General features: G+C 71.4%; 19 protein-coding genes. 7 read left to right on the top strand and 12 right to left on the bottom strand.

What is annotated here, in order from left to right; all coding sequences use genetic code 11:
* Nucleotides 1–125 precede the first annotated feature (125 nt).
* The 3 genes from sucB to ACFVX4_RS00975 all read right to left on the bottom strand — a co-directional run bounded on the left by sucB (nucleotide 126) and on the right by ACFVX4_RS00975 (nucleotide 4,865).
* Complete coding sequence (gene sucB / locus ACFVX4_RS00985; RefSeq protein ID WP_389970506.1) at nucleotides 126–1,529, bottom strand: 2-oxoglutarate dehydrogenase, E2 component, dihydrolipoamide succinyltransferase; 1,404 nt, start codon at nucleotides 1,527–1,529, stop codon at nucleotides 126–128.
* A 62-nt stretch (nucleotides 1,530–1,591) separates the two neighbouring features.
* Entirely contained in the window at nucleotides 1,592–2,980 is a 1,389-nt protein-coding gene (gene lpdA / locus ACFVX4_RS00980; RefSeq protein ID WP_266420213.1) for a dihydrolipoyl dehydrogenase, read from the bottom strand.
* Between the two features lie 328 nt (nucleotides 2,981–3,308).
* A complete protein-coding gene (locus ACFVX4_RS00975; RefSeq protein WP_389970503.1) occupies nucleotides 3,309–4,865 on the bottom strand; it encodes a leucyl aminopeptidase in 1,557 nt (518 codons plus the stop codon).
* A 259-nt stretch (nucleotides 4,866–5,124) separates the two neighbouring features.
* On the opposite strand from ACFVX4_RS00975, the gene ACFVX4_RS00970 reads away from it, so the two are divergent.
* Nucleotides 5,125–5,955: an endo alpha-1,4 polygalactosaminidase gene (locus ACFVX4_RS00970; RefSeq protein ID WP_389970500.1), complete on the top strand. Its 831-nt coding sequence runs from the start codon at nucleotides 5,125–5,127 to the stop codon at nucleotides 5,953–5,955.
* On the opposite strand, the gene ACFVX4_RS00965 is transcribed toward ACFVX4_RS00970, so the two are convergent.
* On the bottom strand, nucleotides 5,952–6,746 hold the full coding sequence (locus ACFVX4_RS00965; protein WP_389970498.1) for an adenosylcobinamide-GDP ribazoletransferase: 795 nt from the start codon (nucleotides 6,744–6,746) through the stop codon (nucleotides 5,952–5,954). The genes ACFVX4_RS00970 and ACFVX4_RS00965 overlap by 4 nt on opposite strands.
* Before the next feature lie 88 nt (nucleotides 6,747–6,834).
* Between ACFVX4_RS00965 and ACFVX4_RS00960 the strand changes: the two genes are divergently transcribed.
* A complete protein-coding gene (locus ACFVX4_RS00960) occupies nucleotides 6,835–7,596 on the top strand; it encodes a hypothetical protein (protein WP_389970495.1) in 762 nt (253 codons plus the stop codon).
* On the opposite strand, the gene ACFVX4_RS00955 is transcribed toward ACFVX4_RS00960, so the two are convergent.
* From ACFVX4_RS00955 to ACFVX4_RS00935, 5 genes are all read right to left on the bottom strand, one after another.
* Nucleotides 7,539–8,258 (bottom strand): hypothetical protein, encoded by a 720-nt coding sequence (locus tag ACFVX4_RS00955; protein WP_389970492.1) that lies wholly within the window; start codon nucleotides 8,256–8,258, stop codon nucleotides 7,539–7,541. The two genes, ACFVX4_RS00960 and ACFVX4_RS00955, sit on opposite strands and share 58 nt — an antisense overlap.
* Nucleotides 8,255–10,060 carry a phosphatidylglycerol lysyltransferase domain-containing protein gene (locus ACFVX4_RS00950; protein ID WP_389970489.1) on the bottom strand — a complete coding sequence of 602 codons (1,806 nt, stop codon included), beginning with the start codon at nucleotides 10,058–10,060 and terminating at the stop codon, nucleotides 8,255–8,257. Before ACFVX4_RS00950 ends, ACFVX4_RS00955 begins: the two co-directional genes overlap by 4 nt.
* Nucleotides 10,061–10,148: 88 nt before the next feature.
* Entirely contained in the window at nucleotides 10,149–11,255 is a 1,107-nt protein-coding gene (cobT, locus tag ACFVX4_RS00945; protein ID WP_385550941.1) for a nicotinate-nucleotide--dimethylbenzimidazole phosphoribosyltransferase, read from the bottom strand.
* Nucleotides 11,256–11,350: 95 nt separating this feature from the next.
* On the bottom strand, nucleotides 11,351–12,190 hold the full coding sequence (locus ACFVX4_RS00940; protein ID WP_389970486.1) for a class I SAM-dependent methyltransferase: 840 nt from the start codon (nucleotides 12,188–12,190) through the stop codon (nucleotides 11,351–11,353).
* A gap of 53 nt (nucleotides 12,191–12,243) precedes the next feature.
* Nucleotides 12,244–13,446, bottom strand: a complete 1,203-nt coding sequence (locus tag ACFVX4_RS00935; protein ID WP_389970483.1) for a bifunctional adenosylcobinamide kinase/adenosylcobinamide-phosphate guanylyltransferase — start codon at nucleotides 13,444–13,446, stop codon at nucleotides 12,244–12,246.
* A gap of 127 nt (nucleotides 13,447–13,573) precedes the next feature.
* On the opposite strand from ACFVX4_RS00935, the gene ACFVX4_RS00930 reads away from it, so the two are divergent.
* Entirely contained in the window at nucleotides 13,574–13,783 is a 210-nt protein-coding gene (locus ACFVX4_RS00930; RefSeq protein ID WP_072483289.1) for a hypothetical protein, read from the top strand.
* Nucleotides 13,784–13,914: 131 nt separating this feature from the next.
* Here ACFVX4_RS00930 and ACFVX4_RS00925 read toward each other — a convergent pair whose 3' ends face one another.
* The 3 genes from ACFVX4_RS00925 to ACFVX4_RS00915 form a co-directional block, all read right to left on the bottom strand.
* On the bottom strand, nucleotides 13,915–14,988 hold the full coding sequence (locus ACFVX4_RS00925; protein ID WP_389970480.1) for a S1C family serine protease: 1,074 nt from the start codon (nucleotides 14,986–14,988) through the stop codon (nucleotides 13,915–13,917).
* A 97-nt stretch (nucleotides 14,989–15,085) separates the two neighbouring features.
* On the bottom strand, nucleotides 15,086–15,820 hold the full coding sequence (locus ACFVX4_RS00920) for a methyltransferase domain-containing protein (protein WP_329920431.1): 735 nt from the start codon (nucleotides 15,818–15,820) through the stop codon (nucleotides 15,086–15,088).
* 113 nt (nucleotides 15,821–15,933) lie between these two features.
* Complete coding sequence (locus tag ACFVX4_RS00915; protein WP_389970477.1) at nucleotides 15,934–16,533, bottom strand: DUF3043 domain-containing protein; 600 nt, start codon at nucleotides 16,531–16,533, stop codon at nucleotides 15,934–15,936.
* Between the two features lie 297 nt (nucleotides 16,534–16,830).
* On the opposite strand from ACFVX4_RS00915, the gene ACFVX4_RS00910 reads away from it, so the two are divergent.
* From ACFVX4_RS00910 to ACFVX4_RS00895, 4 genes are all read left to right on the top strand, one after another.
* The gene (locus ACFVX4_RS00910) at nucleotides 16,831–17,613 is read left to right on the top strand and encodes a PspA/IM30 family protein (RefSeq protein WP_189540668.1); all 783 of its coding nucleotides are present in this window, start codon (nucleotides 16,831–16,833) and stop codon (nucleotides 17,611–17,613) included.
* Between the two features lie 9 nt (nucleotides 17,614–17,622).
* Nucleotides 17,623–17,901, top strand: a complete 279-nt coding sequence (locus ACFVX4_RS00905) for a hypothetical protein (RefSeq protein WP_124718101.1) — start codon at nucleotides 17,623–17,625, stop codon at nucleotides 17,899–17,901.
* Nucleotides 17,902–18,090: 189 nt separating this feature from the next.
* Nucleotides 18,091–19,347, top strand: coding sequence for a sensor histidine kinase (locus ACFVX4_RS00900; protein WP_389970474.1), 1,257 nt, complete (start codon nucleotides 18,091–18,093; stop codon nucleotides 19,345–19,347).
* A complete protein-coding gene (locus ACFVX4_RS00895; protein ID WP_389970471.1) occupies nucleotides 19,344–20,039 on the top strand; it encodes a response regulator in 696 nt (231 codons plus the stop codon). Before ACFVX4_RS00900 ends, ACFVX4_RS00895 begins: the two co-directional genes overlap by 4 nt.
* Nucleotides 20,040–20,117: the final 78 nt, after the last annotated feature.

Here is a 20,117-nt window from a genome sequence, read left to right as displayed (position 1 = left end):
TTGGTTTTTCCGCCCACTCGGGCTCCCGGGGTAAACGGTGGGTGCCGAAAAACCCCAGCACCCCCCTCTCCCGGAATTTTCCCGGAGGGCCCCGCCGCTGGTGAGGCTGGTTACAGCCGCGGTGCTCAGAGGCCGAGCTCGACCTCGAACTCACCGGCCTCCAGGATCGCCTTGACCGAGGTCAGGTAACGGGCGGCGTCCGCGCCGTCCACCAGACGGTGGTCGTAGGAGAGCGAGAGGTACGTCATGTCGCGCACCGCGATCGTCTCGCCGAGGTCCGGGTGGTCGATGACCACCGGGCGGCGGACCGTGGCACCGATGCCCAGGATGGCTGCCTGGTTCGGGGGCACGATGACGGTGTCGAACAGCGCACCGCGCGAGCCGGTGTTGCTGATGGTGAAGGTGGCACCGGACATGTCGTCCGGCGTCAGGCCGCCGCCGCGGGCCTTGCCGGCCAGCTCGGCGGTCTTCTTCGAGATACCGGCGATGTTCAGGTCGCCCGCACCCTTGATGACCGGGGTCATCAGACCCTTCTCGGCGTCCACGGCGATGCCGATGTTCTCCGAGTCGAAGTACGTGATGGTGCCCTCGTCCTCGTTGATCCGGGCGTTGATGACCGGGTGGGCCTTCAGCGCCTGGGCCGCCGCCTTCACGAAGAACGGCATCGGGGACAGCTTGACGCCCTCACGGGCGGCGAACGCGGCCTTCGCCTGGTTGCGCAGCTTCATCAGCTTGGTGATGTCGACCTCGACGACCGAGGTCAGCTGGGCCTGCGAGTGCAGCGCCTTCATCATGTTGTCGCCGATGACCTTGCGCATGCGGGTCATCTTGACCGTCTGACCGCGCAGCGGGGAGGTCTCCAGCTTCGGCGCCTTGGAGGCGGTCGGAGCAGCGGCGGCGGCGGGGGCCGGGGCGGCAGCGGCGGCCTTGGCGGCCTCCGCGGCGGCGACGACGTCCTGCTTGCGGATACGGCCACCGACGCCGGTGCCCTTGACCGCGCCCAGGTCGACGCCGTTCTCGGCGGCGAGCTTGCGGACCAGCGGCGTGACGTACGCGCCGTCGTCACCGGAGGGTGCGGCCGGGGCGACCGGGGCGACCGGGGTGACCGGAGCCGGTGCGGCGACCGGCGCCGGAGCGGCCGGGGCCACCGGGGCCGGAGCGGCGACCGGGGCGGCGGGCGCCACCGGAGCCGGAGCGGCCGGGGCGACCGGGGCCGGGGCGGGAGCGGCCGGGGCCGGGGCAGCGGCAGGCGCCGGAGCGGCCGGAGCCGGGGCAGCGGCCGGAGCGGCACCGGCGGCACCGATGACGGCGAGCTTGGCGCCTACCTCGGCGGTCTCGTCCTCGGCGACGACGATCTCCAGCAGCACACCGGAAACCGGGGCCGGGATCTCGGTGTCGACCTTGTCGGTCGAAACCTCGAGCAACGGCTCGTCGGCCTCGACGCGCTCGCCCTCGGCCTTCAGCCAGCGGGTGACAGTTCCCTCGGTGACGCTCTCGCCGAGCGCCGGAAGGGTTACGGAAACCGACATGGTTTCAGTTGCTCCTTACGAAAGTGCGGAAGTAGGTCGGTCGTCGCGCCCGGTCGACTGGATCAGTCGTGGGAGTGCAGGGGCTTGCCGGCCAGGGCCAGGTGGGCCTCGCCGAGCGCCTCGCTCTGGGTCGGGTGGGCGTGGATGAGCTGCGCGACCTCGGCGGGCAGCGCCTCCCAGTTGTAGATCAGCTGGGCTTCGCCGACCTGCTCGCCCATACGGTCACCGACCATGTGGACGCCGACCACGGCACCGTCCTTGACCTGGACGAGCTTGATCTCGCCCGCGGTCTTGAGGATCTTGCTCTTGCCGTTGCCCGCGAGGTTGTACTTCAGAGCGACGACCTTGTCCGCGCCGTAGAGCTCCTTGGCCTTGGCCTCGGTGATGCCCACGGAGGCGACCTCGGGGTGGCAGTACGTCACCCGCGGGACACCGTCGTAGTCGATCGGAACGGTCTTCAGACCGGCCAGCCGCTCCGCCACCAGGATGCCCTCGGCGAAGCCGACGTGCGCGAGCTGGAGCGTCGGGGCCAGGTCACCCACGGCCGAGATGGTGGGCACGTTGGTCTGCATGTACTCGTCGACGAGGACGTAACCGCGGTCCATCGCGACGCCGGCCTCCTCGTAGCCCAGGCCCTGCGAGACCGGGCCGCGGCCGATGGCGACCAGCAGCACCTCGGCCTCGAAGGTCTTGCCGTCGGCGAGGGTCACGCGGACGCCGTCCTGCGTGTACTCGGCGCTCTGGAAGAACGTACCGAGGTTGAACTTGATGCCGCGCTTGCGGAAGGCGCGCTCAAGAAGCTTCGAGCTGTTCTCGTCCTCGACCGGGACGAGGTGCTTCAGGCCCTCGATGATCGTCACGTCGGTGCCGAAGGACGTCCACGCCGAGGCGAACTCGACGCCGATGACGCCGCCGCCCAGCACGATCGCGGACTTCGGGACGCGGTCCAGCTTCAGCGCGTGGTCCGACGAGATGATGCGGTTGCCGTCGATCTCCAGGCCCGGCAGCGACTTCGGCACGGAGCCGGTCGCGAGCAGTACGTGGCGGCCCTGGACGCGCTGGCCGTTCACATCCACCGAGGTGGGGGAGGAGAGCCGTCCCTCACCCTCGATGTAGGTGACCTTGCGCGAGGCGATGAGACCCTGCAGACCCTTGTACAGGCCCGAGATCACGTCGTCCTTGTACTTGTGGACGGCGTCGATGTCGATGCCCTCGAAGGTGGCCTTGACGCCGAACTGGCCGGCCTCGCGCGCCTGGTCGGCGATCTCACCCGCGTGCAGCAGGGCCTTCGTGGGGATACAGCCGTTGTGCAGGCAGGTGCCGCCGACCTTGCCCTTCTCGATCAGAGCGACGTCCAGGCCCAGCTGCGCTCCGCGCAGGGCCGCGGCGTAACCGCCGCTACCACCGCCGAGGATCACTAGGTCGAAAACGGTGCTGGCGTCGTTCGCCACGTCACGTCCTCCATGCATGTGCGCCGTACGCCGGGCCCCGTCGCTGGGGGATGACCGGCCGGTCGGCTGGTGTTCGGCCGCTTTTGTTATTCGGCCCTGTGGTGGGGGCCCTGTCCTGCCGAGAACCCATCTTCGCACTTGTTGACGGTGAGCGGGACGCGGGGCCCGGGTCTGAGACGGACGATCATCCGTCTCAGGCGGTTACCGCCGCGTAGACCCCTACTGATTTCGTCGAGAGCGAAACCGGCCGGATCCGTGCGGCGATGTCATCGGAGCAACACGTACGGCCCCGGGCCCATGCCCGGGGCCGTACGTCACGGTCGAGGCCTCAGCCGAGGTCTCCGGCGGCGGTGCGCTCGGCCAGCTTCACCAGCGTGCGGACCGCGGAACCGGTGCCGCCCTTCGGTGTGTAGCCGTACGGTGCGCCCTCGTGGAAGGCCGGGCCGGCGATGTCCAGGTGCGCCCAGGCGATGCCCTCGCCCACGAACTCCTGCAGGAACAGACCGGCCACCAGGCCGCCGCCCATCCGCTCGCCCATGTTGGCGATGTCGGCGGTCGGGGAGTCCATGCCCTTGCGCAGGTCGGCGGGGAGCGGCATCGGCCAGGAGGCCTCGCCGACCTCCTCGGCGATCTCGTGGATGGAGGTACGGAAGGCGTCGTCGTTCGCCATGATGCCGAAGGTGCGGTTGCCCAGCGCCAGTACCATCGCGCCGGTCAGGGTCGCCACGTCGACGATCGCGTCCGGGTTCTCCTCGGAGGCGCGGGTCAGCGCGTCGGCGAGGACGAGCCGGCCCTCGGCGTCCGTGTTGAGGACCTCGACGGTCTTGCCGCTGTACATGCGCAGCACGTCACCGGGGCGGGTGGCGTTGCCCGACGGCATGTTCTCGGCGAGTGCCAGCCAGCCGGTGACGTTGACCTGGAGACCGAGGCGGGCGGCCGCGACGACGGTCGCGAACACGGCGGCGGCGCCGCTCATGTCGCACTTCATCGTCTCGTTGTGGCCGGCCGGCTTCAGCGAGATGCCGCCCGAGTCGTAGGTGATGCCCTTGCCGACCAGGGCCAGGGTCTTCTCCGCCTTCGGGTGCGTGTAGGCGAGCTTCACCAGACGCGGGCCGTGGGTCGAGCCCTGGCCGACGCCCAGCAGACCGCCGAAGCCGCCCTTGACGAGCGCCTTCTCGTCCAGGACCTGCACCTTGATGCCGTGCTCCTTGCCCGCGGTGGTGGCCACGGCGGCGAAGGACTCGGGGTACAGGTCGTTCGGCGGGGTGTTGATCAGGTCGCGGGCGCGGTTGATCTCCTCGGCCACCGCGACGGCGCGCTCGGCGGCCGCCTTGAACGCCTTGTCGCGCGGCTTGGTGCCGAGCAGGGCGACCTCGCCGAGCGGGAGCTTCGCGCCGTTGCCGTTCTTCTTGCCCTTGGGGGCGAGCTTGTTCTCGCCGCCCTGGTACGCGGTGAAGGCGTACGCGCCCAGGAGCGCGCCCTCGGCGACCGCCTCGGCGTCCTCGGCGGACGCGAGGGGCAGCGCGAAGCCGGCCTTCTTCGAGCCGGTCAGGGCACGGGCGGCCGAGCCCGCGGCCCGGCGCAGCGCCTCGGTGTCGTACGCCTCGTCCTTCTCCGGGACGGAGCCGAGCCCGACCGCGATGACGACCGGGACCTTGAGGCCGTCGGGCGCGGGGAGCTTGGTCACCTCGCCCTCGGCACCCGCGGCGCCCAGGGCCTTCAGGACGGTGGCGAGCTTTCCGTCGAACGCCTTGTCCACGGCCTCGGCGCCCGGTGCGAGGACCAGGTCCCCAGACTTGGATCCAGCGCCCTTGGCGACGCCGACGACGAGTGCGTCGGCGCGCAGCGTCGCCGCACCGGCAGTGCTGAGAGTGAGAGCAGTCACGGTGGTGAAATCTCGCTTCCGTTGAGTTCGTTGTCGGTCGAGGGGTGGGCCGACCGTGCCCGGCGCATCGTAGACGCCGCCGCAATGCGCCGGGAATGAGCCTACGCGCGCCATTGCTGCGGGATCACGGCGGCGGGCCGTCGGTGGCCCGATGTGGAGCCCCGGCCCCGGTCCCGGGCGTCCGGTCCGGGGCCCGTGAAGCGGGAACCGGTCGTGGACGTAGGGTCGTTGGCGGTGCCGGACCGACAGGGGGAGAACCATGCACGCCCGTGGGGCCGCGCGCGGGACGGGAAGCGGCCGGTCGCTGCCCGTCGCCGTACTGATTCTGCTGACCCTGCTGGCCGGCTGCACGTCGGCGCCGGAACCCTCCGGGAAGGGCCGCTGGCGGCCGGAGCCGGGCATCGGCTGGCAGTGGCAGCTCTCGGGCCGGCTGGACCCGACGGTGGACGTCCCGGTGTACGACATCGACGGCTTCGACCACAAGGCCTCGGCGGTCGACGATCTGCACCGCCGGGGCCGCAAGGTGATCTGCTACCTCTCCACCGGTGCCTGGGAGGACTTCCGCCCGGACGCCGGGAAGTTCCCCGCGTCGGTACGGGGCAAGGGCAACGGCTGGGAGGGGGAGTACTGGCTCGACATCCGCCGCACGGACGTCCTCGAACCGCTGATGGAGCGGCGGATCGAGATGTGCGCGGAGAAGGGCTTCGACGCGGTGGAGCCCGACAACATGGACGGCTACCGCAACCGCACCGGTTTCCCGCTGACCGCCGCCGACCAGGTGCGCTACAACCGGCTCATCGCCCGGATCGCCCACCGCCACGGGCTCGCCGTCGGCCTGAAGAACGACCTCGGGCAGATCCCGGAGCTGGAGCCGGACTTCGACTTCGCGGTCAACGAGCAGTGCGCGCAGTACGAGGAGTGCGGGAAGCTCACCCCGTTCGTGAAGGCGGGCAAGGCCGTCTTCCATGTCGAGTACGAGCTGCCCGTCAGCCGGTTCTGCGCCGGGTCGCGGCGGCTGGGGCTCAGCTCGCTGCTGAAGAAGTACGAACTGGGCGTGTGGCGACAGGAGTGCCCGAAGGCCCGCGCCTAAATGACCGGCGCCTGACCGAACGTCAGGACCACCAGGGCCGTCGTCGCCGCGGTCTCCGCCAGCGCGCCGAAGACATCGCCGGTCACCCCGCCGAAGCGCCGCACGCAGTGCCGCAGCAGGAGCTGGGCGACACCGAGCGCGGCCAGCGCGGCCAGCGCGTGGCGCAGCGCCCCGTAGCCGCCGAGGAGCGCACCGGCCCCCGCGCAGCCCGCGACCACCACGACCCCGACCGCCACCGCGCCCCGGACCGTGACCGTGCCCGCCACCGCCGCGCCCAGCCCCTCCGGGCGGGCCGGCGGCACGCCCCGGCGGGAAGCCAGGGTGAGCGCGAGCCGGGCGGTGACCGCGGCGACGGCCGCCGCCACCGCGCCGTCCGCCCAGCTCCGCCCGTACAGCTGGTGGAGCGCCGCGACCTGGGCCAGCAGCACGAACAGCAGGGTGATCACACCGAATGGCCCAATGTCCGACTGCTTCATGATCCGCAGGGCGTCGTCGGCGGGCTTGCCGCTGCCCAGGCCGTCGGCGGTGTCCGCGAGACCGTCCAGATGCAGACCCCGGGTCAGCACGGCGGGAACGGCGGCCGAGGCGACCGCGGCGAGCAGCGGCCCCGAGCCGAGCAGCAGCAACAGGCCGCCGGGCACCGCCGCGAGCAGGCCCACGACGAGGCCGGCGAGCGGTGCGCACAGCATCCCGGCGCGGGCGGTCTCGCGGTCCCAGCGGGTGACGCGGACGGGGAGCACGGTCAGGGTGCCGAAGGCGAAACGGATGCCGTGGCTGTTCAGGGAGGTCACGGCGCGCAGGCTAATCGGTACGCCCGGCGGATAGATTGCTCGGAACGCAACAGACCATGACAGAAGCGGCTTATCGGGAGTGGGTGGCATGGGTCACTGGTTCGATCAGAACATCGTCGAGCCGGGAAAGCTGCCGCTGCTCCTCGCCCTGGCCGCCTTCGTGCTCACCTTCGCGATCACCCGGGTCATCACCCGGATGATCCGGGCGGGGAAGGGGCCGTTCCGCAACATCACACCCGGCGGAATGCACATCCACCACGTGGTCCCCGGCGTCGTGCTGAGCGTCGTCGGCGGCTTCGGCGCGGTCGCCAGCGGACGGCAGGGCGTCACCGCGGGGATCTGTGCCGTGGTCTTCGGCACGGGCGCGGGGCTGGTACTGGACGAATTCGCCCTGATCCTCCATCTCGACGACGTGTACTGGACCGAGGAGGGCCGCCAGAGCGTGGAGGTGGTGGTCCTCACCGCGGCGCTGGTGCTGCTGGTGCTGGCCGGATTCTCACCGCTCGGCGTGAACGAGCTGAGCAGCGACGAGCAGCAGGGCAGACTCGGCGTGATCCTGACCCTGGTCGTCAACTTCTGTTTCGTGCTGATCGCCCTCTTCAAGGGCAAGGCGCGGCTCGCGGTCGTCGGCACGTTCGTCCCGTTCGTCGCGCTGATCGGGGCGATCCGGCTGGCCCGGCCGACGTCGATGTGGGCGAAGCGCTTCTATCGCAACCGTTACCGGGCCCGCGCCCGGTCGGTGCTGCGCGCCTACCACCACGACGTGCGCTGGGTGGGCCCGCGGCGCAGATTTCAGGATCTGATCGGCGGCGCACCGGACCGGATGCCGCTCCCCGGACGCAAGTCCTGATCCTGGCGCCGGTGCCGGCGGGTCGTGCGGACGCACATCACGAGGATCGCGCCGATCGCCACCAGGTGCTCCTTGCCCGCCAGATTGTTCTTCAGGACCACCTCGACCACCATCGCCGCGATCACCAGCGCCCCGGTGAAGCGGGCCCGGTAGACGTAGCAGACATAGACGGCGAGGCCGACCACCGCCGCGGACGGGCCGGTGTCGACGACCCGGGCGTCCGATACCGGCAGTCCGAACAGCGCGTCCGGGCCGAGCGCGACACCGATCCGCGCGTACAGCGTCCCGGCCAGCGTCGCCACGTACGCGATCAGCAGCGTGCGCCACCGGCCCAGGCAGATCTCGGCGGTCCCGAACACCATCAGGATCTGCACCAGCGCCCCCCAGACCGGCAGATCCAGCGCCGGCACGAACAGCGACAACGGCGTACGCAGCAGGGCCGCCCACAACGGGTCCTCGGCCCGCACCGCCCCGAGGCCGTGCACCACCCCGAAGCCCCACGACCGGTTCTGCGCCACCTGGAGCAGCGCCGTCAGGCAGACCGCGGCGACCGTCATCGGAATCGCCCGCAGCCGTGCGACGGCGAGCATTTCGCGTACGGTCCTCAGTAGCGGACCCCACTCGTGGCGAGCTGCCCCGCACAGCGCGCGCACGGGTCTCATCCATCGGTCCCGAGGTGCGAGCGGTGCAGCCACTTGGGCAGACCGGGCGCCTCCAGGAACCCTTCGGCGCGCCCCGCCGCGACGCCGATGCGCAGCAGGTCCGAGCTCTTCTCGAACAGCATGAAACGTGGCTCCCAGATCGGTCGGTACTTCGCGTTGGCGCGGTACAGCGATTCGATCTGCCACCAGCGCGAGAAGAAACTGAGCATCGAACGCCACAGCCTCAGCACCGGTCCGGCACCGAGTCGCGAACCCCGCTCGAAGACGGACCTGAACATCGCGAAGTTCAGTGAGACCTGGGTGATCCCGATCTCCTCGGCGCGCTGGAGGAGCTCGATGACCATGAACTCCATCAGCCCGTTCTCGGCGTCCCGGTCACGGCGCATCAGGTCCAGCGAGAGGCCGTTCGGCCCCCACGGGACGAAGCTCAGCACGGCGCGCAACTCGCCCCGCGCGCCGCCCTCCCCGGTCGGGGCGTCACGGCATTCGAGCATCACGCACTGCCTGTCGGCCGGATCGCCGAGCCGGCCGAGCGCCATCGAGAAGCCGCGTTCGGTCGCCCCGTCGCGCCAGTCGTCGGCGCGCCGCACCAGTTCGGCCATCTCCTCCTCGGGGATGTCCGCATGGCGGCGGACGGTCACGTCGTACCCGGCGCGCCCGACCCGGTTGTACGCCTGGCGGACGGTCCGCATCGCCCGCCCCTCCAGGGTGAACTCGGCGGTCTCCACGATCGCTTCGTCGCCCAGCTCCAGGGCGTCCAGGCCGTGCCGCGCGTAGACGGTGCCGCCCTCCTCGCTCACCCCCATCACCGCCGGGATCCAGCCGTGCTCGCGGGCCTCGACCAGCCACGGATCGATCGCCCCGGGCCAAGCCTCCGGGTCGCCGATGGGGTCACCGGACGCGAGCGAGACCCCGCCCACCACCCGGTAGGTGACGGCGGCCTTCCCGGTGGGGGACCAGATGACGCTCTTCTCCCGGCGCAGCGAGAAGTAGCCGAGCGAGTCGCGTTCGCCGTGCTTTTCGAGCAGTGCCCGGAGCCGGGCCTCGTCCTCGGGGGTGATCGGGTCGACGGCCCGGCGGGCCCGGAACGCCGCGTACACGACGGCGATCAGCAGCAGCGTGGAGAGCACGTTGATGGTGACGTTGACCCAGCCCGGGGTGGTGATCCCGGGGAAGGCGGCGTCGTTGTCGGCGACCGAGACCAGCCTCAGCGCCCCGTAGCGCCAGCGGTCCAGGAAGGGTGCGCGGTAGCCGTGGGGTGCGGTGTTGGTGAGGGTGACCAGGCCCGCGGCGATCAGCGAGGTGACCAGCAGCCCGCCGACCGCGACGACGGCGGCCAGCTTCGGGTTGGACCGGTCGCCCTTCGCGTAGAACTCGCGCCGCCCGAGGATCAGCGCCAGGACGAAGGCGGCGGTCAGCGCCAGCGAGATCCAGTTCTGCGGATACCGCCGGACCTCCGGGAACCCGATCACCAGGGCGAAGAGCAGCAGCAGCAAGCCGCTCACCACCATGTTCACGATCCAGGCGGCCCGCTTGCGGCGGCGCATGGTGACCGCCAGGAAGAGTGCGACCACCCCGGAGGAGAAGCCCGCGGTGAGCAGATAGGGAGTGAAGTAGTTCTCGGTGTTGTGGCGGCGCAGATCATTGCCGAGAGTGACCCAGACAGCGCTCAGGAAATTGATGAACGACACGACGCGCAGGTACCAGATGGCGAATGCCGCGCTGCGCCGTGACCGGACGGTGCTCGGTGACCGGACGCTGTCCCGCCCGGATTCCTCGGTGGACAATCGGACCTCTCCCATGAAAAGCGATCATATGGTGCATCGCACTGCATGAGGGACTGCGCTGCGGCCGGTGTTCAACGGCCGCAGCGCCGCCGGTCCGTGAGCCTCAGGTCGCGTCGCCGTAGGCGGCGCCTGCCTCGGCTCCCTCGTCGGCGCCGTCCTTCTCCTCGGCGACGGGGTCGCGTTCGGGCAGCTCGGCCGCCAGTGCGGCAGCGGCCCGGACAAGCGGGAGTGCGAGCAATGCCCCGCTTCCTTCCCCCACGATGACGCCGTGGTCCAGCAACGGGTTGAGCGCCATCCGGTCCAGCGCCTTGGCCTGCGCCGGCTCACCGCTCGCCTGACCCGCCAGCCACCAGTCCGGCGCCCGGAAGGCCGCCCGCTGACCCACCAGCGCACAGGCCGCGGAGACCACGCCGTCCAGGATCACCGGCAGCCTGCGCACCGCGCACTGGAGCAGGAACCCGGTCGTCGCCGCCAGATCCGCACCGCCCACCGTGGCCAGCAGCTCCAGCTGATCACCGAGGACCGGCCGGGCCCGCCGCAGCGCGTCCCGGATCGCCGCACACTTGCGCATCCACGCCAGATCGTCGATCCCCGCGCCGCCGCGCCCGGTGACCACCGAGGCGTCGGTACCGCACAGCGCCGCGATCAGCGTGGCCGCGGCTGTCGTCCCGCCCACGCTCAGATCGCCGAGCACCACCAGATCGGTGCCCGAATCGGCCTCCTCGTCGGCGATGGCCATGCCGAGCCGTACCGCCTGCTCGGCCTCCTCGGCCGTCAGCGCGTCCTCGATGTCGATCCGGCCGCTGCCGCGCCGCACCCGATGGCGTACCACCGACTCGGGCAGCAGTTCCGGATCGCAGTCCAGGCCGGCATCGACGATCCGGACCGGTACGGAGAACTGCCGGGCCAGCACCGCGAGCGGCGTCGCGCCGTCCAGCGTGGCCCGCACCAGTTCGTGGGCGGTCCCGGCCGCGCGCCCGGAGACACCCAGCTCGGCCACCCCGTGATCACCGGCGAAGAGCACCACGCGCGGCTGCTCGATCGTCTTGACCGGTACGGACTGCTGCGCGGCCGAGAGCCATTCGCCCAGCTCGTCCAGGCGGCCGAGGGAGCCGACGGGAACGATCATGCGCTCCCGGCGTTCCTCGGCGTCGCGCCGTACGCCGCCGTCGGGGCGTTCGATCAGGTCGGAGAAGTCGTCCAGATTCACGGGGGTCTGCCTCGCGGGTCGATGCGTCGAGTGGGCCGGTGAGCCCGGCGGCGGGCTCACTGCGGAACAGTACCCGCCGCATTTCTGACGCCCGGTCAGTGCGAGGTTCTTCCACCGAACCGCAGCTGCGTCATCGCGGGCGTCAGGGTCCGCAGCCCCGGGAGCAGCGACTGGATCCGGATCAGCTCGCCCATCGCGCCCCGACCCCGCGGCAGCCGCAGCGCGCGCACCTCGGTGATCGCCGGATGCGCACCGCGCAGCTTGGGCCGCTCGCCGGGATTCATGGCCCAGCGCATCGGCGGAATGGTCATCGTGCCCACCTTCGACGTGCCGGCCACCGTGCCCCTGGCGAGCCGACGCGCCATCGTGTCCAGGACCAGGACACCGCCGGACAGCCGTTCTGCGCAGGCCGCCAGGATCTCCCGGACCTCCGCGGGGCGCAGATACATCAGCAGCCCCTGGGCCGTGACGACCACGCCGCGGCCCTGCGGGTCGTCGATCTCGTCCAGCCAGGAGAGATCGGTCGCCGACCGCGACAGCGTGCGCAGCCGGTCCGAGCCGGGCAGCAGCGTCCGGCGCAGCTCGGCGACCTCCGGCAGATCCACGCTCAGCCAGTTCAGCAGGCCGTTGTCGACCCGCCAGAAGCCGGTCTCCAGACCGTCGCCGAGCGCGACCACGGTGGCCCGCGGCCGGTCGGCGAGATACTCCTGTACGGCCAGGTCGAAGCAGCGCGAGCGCAGTCCCTGGGCCTGCGAGTGGAACGGATTCAGCTGCCCGAACCGCTCCTCGAAGGGGTAGTCCAGATCCTTCAGCAGCCGCAGCGCCACCGGATCGTCCAGCACCGGATAGGGCCGGCCCGCCTCGTACGCCCGGTTGTAGAGCGTCCACAGCAGGGTCTCCGGAACCCCGCTCAGCATCGGTTGCACACGTGCCATGCCTGCTCCTCCTGTTCCTTTTCCTTCCGTGCCCATTCCTGCCCTGCCTCCGGTCAGCCGCGCAGGACCAGCGCCTGCCCGGCCACCACCAGCAGCACCTGTTCGCACTCGTCGGCGAACGCTGCGTTCAGCCGGCCCAGCTCGTCCCGGAAGCGCCGCCCGGCAGCGGTCGCGGGCACCACGCCCGAGCCGGTCTCGTTGGTGACGGCGACGACCGTACGACGCGTTCCGCGCACCGCCGCGACCAGCTCGGCGGTCCGCTCCCGCAGGGCGCCCTCGCCGCCGCCCGCCCATGCCGCGTCGTCCCAGGCCGCCACCCGGTCCATCGCGTCGGTCAGCCACAGCGACAGGCAGTCGATCAGCAGCGGAGGACCGTCCGACTCCAGCAGCTCCACCAGCTCACAGGTCTCCTCGGTGCGCCAGGCGGCCGGTCTGCGCTCCCGGTGCAGGCCGATCCGGGCCGCCCACTCGGCGTCCCCCTCCCTGCCGCCACCGGTCGCCACGTACACCACCTCGGGGAACGTCTCCAGGCGCCGCTCGGCCTCCACCGACTTGCCCGACCTGGCCCCGCCCGTCACCAGCGTGCGCCGCGGCACCTCCGGGGCCGTGCGGTACTCGCCCACCACCAGCGTCGTCCCGTCCGGCACGGCCCGCGCGCCGGCCGCCGCGAGCCGCCGGTCCAGCTCGGCGCCGGGCGGCGCGTCATGGTCCAGATGGACGGCCACGACCTCGGTGGCCGGGCCGATCGCCGCCACGGCCCGCAGCCGTGCCACCGCGTCCGGCCGCCCCACCACATCGCCGACCACCATGTCGTACGGCTCCGCGATCCGGTCCGCGAGACCGGCGGGGGCGGCCCCCGGCGGCATGTACAGCAGCCGCGAGCCCTCCGGTCCCGTGACCTCGTACCCCGTCCCCGGAGCGTCCATCGGCACCGCCCGCACCCGGTGCCCGCTGATCAGCGTCAGCACCCGCCCGTCCGGCACCCGTCCCGCCGGGGGCAGCCCCGCGGGCAGTTCCACGGCGGGCCCGTCGTGCGGATGGGTGAGCAGCACCTGCCGTACCCCGGTGAGCGAGTGCCCCGCACGGGCCGCGGCGAACACGGCCCCCGGAGTGAGATCGAGCAGCAGCGCGTCGTCGACCAGCAGCGCGGTCGACGCCCGCGAGCGCGCCCCGCGGGCGGCGGCGCAGGCGGCGCAGGGACATTCGGGCCGCGGCAGCCCGTCGGGGGCTCCGGTGCCGAGCAGAGTCAGTTCCACGCTTCCGATCCTCCCGCGTCCGTGCAATCGGTGCGCGACTTGGGGGCGTCCGGACGGGTGCGGACCCGGTCCCCGCACCGGACTCAGGCACTAGGCTGCGGGCAGCAAAGTGACCCAGGAGGCGGACATGGCGTGGACGTGGCGGTTCGAGAAGTCCGACGGTACGGAGACGGAGCCGGCCCTGCAGCCGGAGGAATTCACCACCCAGGGCGACGCGGAGTCCTGGATCGGTGAGTACTGGAAGGAACTCCTCGACGGCGGGGCGGACCAGGTGACGCTCTTCGACGACTCGACGAAGATCTACGGTCCCATGAGCCTCCAGGCGGACCAGGGCTGATCCCGCGCCCCCTCGCGCGGGGCCCCGCCGCCGTACGGGCATGGAGACAGGCCCGTACGGCGGCGCCTCGCGCGACGCGGGGAGCGTGCGTGTCAGACCCCGCGAGACAGACGGGACTTCTGAAACACGCCCTAGATCTCGCCCAGGGTGACCTTCGCCTTCTTCTCCGCACCGTTGCGCAGATAGGTCACCTCGACCTTCTGGCCCGGTTTGTCCGAGGCCAGCGCCTCCGACAGGGCGGTGATCGTCGGGACCGGCTGACCGTCGATCCCGGTGATGATGTCGCCGGCCCGCAGCCCCGCCTTCTCCGCGGCGCCGTCCTTGGTCACGCTGACCAGTGCCACCCCGACCGGCTGGTAGTTGTCGTCGACGACCGTGCGTCCGGTGATGTTCAGGGCCGCCCGGCCCGAGTCGGTGACCTTGCCGCTCTTAATGATCTGATCGGCGACCGTCTTCACCATCGACACCGGGATCGCGAATCCGATCCCCGGCGCCGCGCTGCCGCCCAGCTCCGGGTCCGTCGCCGCCAGGGTCGGGATGCCGATCACCTCGCTGTCCAGATTGACCAACGCGCCCCCGCTGTTGCCCGGGTTGATCGCGGCCGAGGTCTGCACCATGTTCGCGATCGTCGCGCCGGTGCCGCCGCCCGCGCGGCTCTCGCTGACGGTCCGGCCGAGCGCCGAGACGATGCCCTGGGTGACGCTGGAGGACAGGCCGAGCGGCGAGCCCATCGCCAGGACGATCTGCCCCACCTCGACCTTCTCCGAGTTGCCGAACTTCGCGGGCTTCAGACCGGTCGGCACGCTGTCGAGCCTGATGACGGCCAGATCCTGTTCCGGATAGGTGGCCACCAGCTTGGCGCCCTTCACCTTCTCGCCGGTGGCGACGGTGACCTTGAACGTCTTGTCGTTGCCGACCACATGGGCATTGGTGACGATATGGCCCTTGGTGTCGTAGACGATGCCGGAGCCCAGGCCCTCGGAGGTCTCGATCTGCACCACCGACGGCAGCACGTTCTTGATCACGGTCTGGTAGTCGCTCTGCAGGTCACCGGCGGTCCGGGTGGCGGAGGCCGATCTGCTGGGTTCGGTCGTCGGCGCCTCGGAGGCCGCGTCCGAGCAGCCGCTCACCAGGGCGAGCGCACAGACACCTGCGATCAGGGGCAGCAGCCGGCGGGCACGGCCGCGGGAGTGGGAAGCATCCATGTCCGGATTATCACTTTTGGAGCCGCCCTCGGCCTGTCGGGTTCGGCCGGGCGGGGCGCGCCGCCGGACTGTCCCGGCGACCCGCTCCCGCGTCCGCTCAGCCCCGTACTCCGCACAGATGCAGCAGCGCGGCCACCCGGCGGTAGGGATCCGTCCGCCCGGCACGGTCCTCCGCGGCCAGCACCTGCTCCAGTTCGGCGGCGGCCGGCAGCTCCACGTCGTTGCTCACGTTGTCCGTGAAGACGCGCACCCCGTACCAGGCGTGCAGGGGCGCCGCGATCCCGGCGAGCGTGGACGTCAGGGCGTCCAGCCGGTCGGCCCGCACCGTGAGGCCCAGACGGTTGGTGTACGTGTCCGTGTCGAAGGCGGCCAGCGCCGCGCTCCAGTCCCCGGCGGTCCCGGGGCGCATCGCCAGCGCGTCCGCGTTCCGCACGAGCAGCGACAGCAGTCCGCCCGGGGCCAGCATCCGGGCCAGGCCCGCCAGCATCGCGTCCGGCTCCCGGACGTACATCAGCACGCCGTGACAGAGCACCACGTCGAAACTGCCGGGCAGGAAGTGCACCCCGGTGTCCAGGCCGTTGCCCTCGATCAGCCGGACCCGCTCGCGGATGCCCGCGGGTTCGCCGCCGAGCGCCTCCTTGGCCACCCGCAGCATCTCGGCATCGGACTCCAGTCCGGTCACCGTGTGACCGGCCCTCGCCAGGCGGAGCGCCTGGGTGCCCTGACCCATGCCCACGTCGAGCACGCGCAGCCGCTGCCCGACCGGGAAGCGCGCCGCTATCTGCTCGTCGAGCTGCCGGGCCACCAGCTCCTGGCGGACGGTGTTGCGCAGCCCGCCGAGCCCCTTCAGCCACACCGAGGAGGCTCCGGAGAATCCGGCGACGGGACCGGCATCGTCCGCCCGACCGGCGGACGGACCGCCGGTCGAGCCGGAGACGTGCGTACTCAGGGTCGCTCTCCACGCTTGACCTGCGGCTTCGGCAGCCGGAGGCGACGCATCTGAAGGGTGCGCATCAGGCCGTAGGCGACCGCGCCACGCTTGGGCGTATCGGGGAAGCGCACGTTGAGCTGCTTCTTCAGGCGGAACGCGAGACCGATCGAGTCGATCACGATCAGCACGATCACGATGAGCCAGAGCAGCAGCGAGATGTTCTGGATGTTCTGCACCTGGATCACGCTGAGGATCAGAATGATCACGGCGAGCGGCAGGAAGAACTCCGCGATGCAGAAACGCGAGTCCACGTAGTCGCGGACGAAGCGCCGCACCGGGCCCTTGTCGCGAGCCGGCAGATAGCGCTCGTCGCCACTGGCGAGCGCCTCACGCTGCTTGGCCATGTCCACACGGCGCGCTTCGCGCTGCCGCTTCATGGCCTCCTTGCGGTCGAGCGGCGCGCCACTGGAGGCACGACGGCGCTGCGACTGGGCATCGCTGCGCTTGGGGGTGGGGCGACCTTTGGGGGCCTGCGGGTCGCGGGGCTGCGTGGAGAGGTCCGCCGTCACCTTGCCGGTGGGCGCCTTCTCTTCCTTCGAACGGCTACGGAACACAAGGCCCAAGGGTACGGGTTCGATCGCCCCGACCCCAGGCCGGTCGGGAACGATCCGGCAACGGCCTGCGTCCTCGCCGGTGTACCGGCCTGTCCGGTACGTTCGGCGGCACCGGGTCTCCCTGACCTCCGCCTACTCCTTGGGCCGGAGTGGTGACCTGGTGCAGTCGTCCTTGGGTAGGAGCACATCCGTGCTCGAACAGTGCGGTAATAGAGGCAGGGCCCGTACTGTGGGTTCTGTTGGAGTGCTGGAGCTCAGTCCGTCAGAAGGGGGCGCGCGAAGCCCATGAGCGGTGTCATGAAGCGTATGGGGATGATCTTCCGCGCGAAGGCAAACAAGGCCCTTGACCGGGCCGAGGATCCGCGCGAGACCCTCGATTACTCGTACCAGAAGCAGCTCGAACTGCTTCAGAAGGTACGTCGCGGTGTCGCCGATGTGGCGACCTCGCGCAAGCGGCTGGAGCTGCAGCTGAACCAGCTGCAGGGACAGTCGTCCAAGCTGGAGGACCAGGGCCGCAAGGCACTCGCGCTCGGCCGCGAGGACCTGGCCCGCGAGGCGCTGTCCCGGCGCGCCGCACTCCAGCAGCAGGTCACCGACCTGGAGACGCAGCACACCACGCTGCAGGGCGAGGAGGAGAAGCTCACTCTCGCGGCTCAGCGGCTGCAGGCCAAGGTCGATGCCTTCCGCACGAAGAAGGAGACCATCAAGGCCACCTACACCGCCGCCCAGGCGCAGACCCGGATCGGCGAGGCCTTCTCCGGGATCTCCGAGGAGATGGGCGATGTCGGCCTGGCGATCCAGCGGGCCGAGGACAAGACCCAGCAGCTGCAGGCCCGAGCCGGCGCGATCGACGAGCTGCTCGCCTCCGGAGCCCTGGACGACCCGACCGGTACGGCGAAGGACGACATCGCCGCCGAGCTGGACCGGATCTCCGGTGGTACGGATGTGGAGCTGGAGCTGCAGCGCATGAAGGCCGAGCTGGCCGGCGGCTCCACCCCGCAGCAGGCGATCGAGGGCGGCCCGCAGGATTCCGCCCAGCAGCAGTCGTCGCAGTCCCCGCACAGGTTCGACAAGAGTTGAGGCGGCGTCATGATCGTACGGATCATGGGGGAGGGCCAGGTCGCACTGGCCGACAGCCATCTCGCCGAGCTCGACGGGCTCGACGACGAACTGCTCGCCGAGATGGAGAGCGGTGACGGACCGGGCTTCCGAGCCACCCTCCACGCGCTCCTGGCCAGGGTGCGCGAGCTCGGCACAGCGTTGCCGGACGACTCCCTGGAGCCGTCCGAGCTGATCCTGCCGTCGTCCGACGCGACCCTCGAAGAGGTGCGCGCCATGCTCCGCGACGACGGTCTGATTCCCGGCTGACGCCGGTCGTCTCTCCAGCACCCGCACGAACCCGTGCCCCGTGTCCGGTCCGCCGGACACGGGGCACCGGCGTGCCAGGGCCTTCCGTCCGGATCGTGCAGGGCTCGCGGGGCCCGGTCCACCGTTCCCTGCCTGCTCCGCGCGGGACCCGGTCCGATTCCCGCGCGACACGCCGTAACGTAGCTTGACGTGACCACCCTCGGAACCGGGGTCCTGCGCGTCCGGCACTGGCTGCGCGACCACCCCCTCGCGCTGGACGCCGCCCTGGCCCTGGCCGTGCTGGTGGCGATGATCGTCGGGTCGTTCGTCCACCCGCGCCCGGGGGAGGGGCCCTCCTTCGGAACCCGCCCGCCCGCGGCGAGCGGCGTGCTGCTGATGGTGGCCGGTGCCGTGGCGCTCATCTGGCGGCGGCGCAATCCCCTGGCGGTGCTCGCGGTCACCGCCGGGCTGACCGTCGTCGAGCTGGTGAAGTCCGACCCGCCCGCACCCGTGGTCATGGCCACCGTCATCGCACTGTTCACCGTCGCCGCCCGCACCGACCGGCCCACCACCTGGCGGGTCGGTCTGCTGACCATGGCCGTGCTGACGGCCGCGGCGATGCTCTTCGGCCCGGCACCCTGGTACAGCCAGGAGAACTTCGGCGTCTTCGCCTGGACCGGCATGGCCGGCGCCGCGGGGGACGCCGTCCGCTCCAGGCGCGCCTTCGTCGACGCGATCAGGGAACGGGCCGAACGGGCCGAACGCACCCGCGACGAGGAGGCTCGGCGGCGGGTCGCCGAGGAACGGCTGCGGATCGCCCGCGATCTCCACGATGTCGTCGCCCACCACATCGCCCTGGTCAACGTGCAGGCCGGGGTGGCCGCCCACGTCATGGACAGGCGCCCCGACCAGGCCAAGGAGGCGCTGGCCCACGTCCGGGAGGCCAGCCGCTCCGCGCTCGACGAACTGCGGGCCACCGTCGGGCTGTTGCGCCAGTCCGGCGACCCCGCGGCGCCGACCGAACCTGCCCCCGGGCTCGCCGTCCTCGACGCCCTGGTCGACACCGTCCGCCGGGCCGGGCTCCCCGTCGAGGTGGCCTGCACCGACCGGCGGCCCCCGCTGCCCGCGGCCGTCGACCTGGCCGCGTACCGGGTCATCCAGGAGGCGCTGACCAATGTCCGCAAGCACGCGGGCCCCGGGGCGAAGGCCGAGGTGAGCGTCGTACGGGTCGGGTCCACGGCCGAGATCACGGTGATCGACAACGGCTCCGGCGGGGGCTGCGACGGCGACGGCGGCGGTCACGGCCTGCTCGGGATGCGCGAACGCGTCACCGCGCTCGGCGGCACCCTCACCGCGGGTCCCCGCTACGGCGGCGGATTCCGGGTTCATGCGATCCTGCCCGTCGAGGCCCGCACGGCGGAGTCCGGGAAGCCGGGCGCGGCGGGCCGGACGGGGGAAGACGCATGACGCCGCCCATCAAGGTGCTGCTCGTCGACGACCAGGCGCTGCTGCGCAGCGCGTTCCGGGTGCTGGTCGACTCGGAGGCCGACATGGAGGTGGTCGGCGAGGCGGCGGACGGCGCGCAGGCCGTGGAGCTCGCCCGTTCGACCCGCGCCGACGTGGTGCTGATGGACATCCGGATGCCCGGTACGGACGGACTCACCGCGACCCGCATGATCAGCGCCGATCCGGAACTGGCCGACGTACGGGTCGTCATGCTCACCACCTTCGAGGTGGACGAGTACGTGGTGCAGTCGCTGCGGGCCGGGGCGTCCGGCTTCCTCGGCAAAGGGGCGGAACCGGAGGAACTGCTCAACGCCATCCGGATCGCCGCGGGCGGCGAGGCGCTGCTCTCACCGGCCGCGACCAAGGGCCTGATCGCCACCTTCCTCGCGCAGGGCGGCAGTTCGGAGGGGGACGGGCCGAGCGCCGCGGAGTACTCCGAACGGCTCGCCGCGCTCACCGGTCGCGAGCGGGAGGTGCTCGTCCTGGTCGCCGGGGGCCACTCCAACGACGAGATCGCCGAACGGCTCGTCGTCAGCCCGCTCACCGTCAAGACCCATGTGAACCGGGCGATGGCGAAGCTGGGCGCCAGGGACCGGGCCCAATTGGTGGTAATTGCCTACGAATCCGGCCTGGTGCGCCCCAGGGTGGAGTGACGGGTGGAGATACGGCGTACTCCACCTGCGGTATGCGCGGCATAAGAAAGCGACCTGGGACCGACGCTTTCGCCCTTG

It is taken from the genome of Streptomyces sp. NPDC058240 (assembly GCF_042882135.1).
Taxonomy (GTDB): Bacteria; Actinomycetota; Actinomycetes; order Streptomycetales; family Streptomycetaceae; genus Streptomyces.
Note: the sequence above shows the minus strand (reverse complement) of the source record. Positions and strands in the feature narration are given on the sequence as shown.

Excerpts from the sequence above, each read along its gene's own strand:
- sucB (WP_389970506.1), bottom strand. The coding sequence starts at position 1,529 with ATGTCGGTTTCCGTAACCCTTCCGGCGCTCGGCGAGAGCGTCACCGAG.
- ACFVX4_RS00970 (WP_389970500.1), top strand. The coding sequence starts at position 5,125 with ATGCACGCCCGTGGGGCCGCGCGCGGGACGGGAAGCGGCCGGTCGCTG.
- ACFVX4_RS00960 (WP_389970495.1), top strand. The coding sequence starts at position 6,835 with ATGGGTCACTGGTTCGATCAGAACATCGTCGAGCCGGGAAAGCTGCCG.
- ACFVX4_RS00955 (WP_389970492.1), bottom strand. The coding sequence starts at position 8,258 with ATGAGACCCGTGCGCGCGCTGTGCGGGGCAGCTCGCCACGAGTGGGGT.
- ACFVX4_RS00950 (WP_389970489.1), bottom strand. The coding sequence starts at position 10,060 with ATGGGAGAGGTCCGATTGTCCACCGAGGAATCCGGGCGGGACAGCGTC.
- ACFVX4_RS00940 (WP_389970486.1), bottom strand. The coding sequence starts at position 12,190 with ATGGCACGTGTGCAACCGATGCTGAGCGGGGTTCCGGAGACCCTGCTG.
- ACFVX4_RS00930 (WP_072483289.1), top strand. The coding sequence starts at position 13,574 with ATGGCGTGGACGTGGCGGTTCGAGAAGTCCGACGGTACGGAGACGGAG.
- ACFVX4_RS00925 (WP_389970480.1), bottom strand. The coding sequence starts at position 14,988 with ATGGATGCTTCCCACTCCCGCGGCCGTGCCCGCCGGCTGCTGCCCCTG.
- ACFVX4_RS00910 (WP_189540668.1), top strand. The coding sequence starts at position 16,831 with ATGAAGCGTATGGGGATGATCTTCCGCGCGAAGGCAAACAAGGCCCTT.
- ACFVX4_RS00905 (WP_124718101.1), top strand. The coding sequence starts at position 17,623 with ATGATCGTACGGATCATGGGGGAGGGCCAGGTCGCACTGGCCGACAGC.
- ACFVX4_RS00895 (WP_389970471.1), top strand. The coding sequence starts at position 19,344 with ATGACGCCGCCCATCAAGGTGCTGCTCGTCGACGACCAGGCGCTGCTG.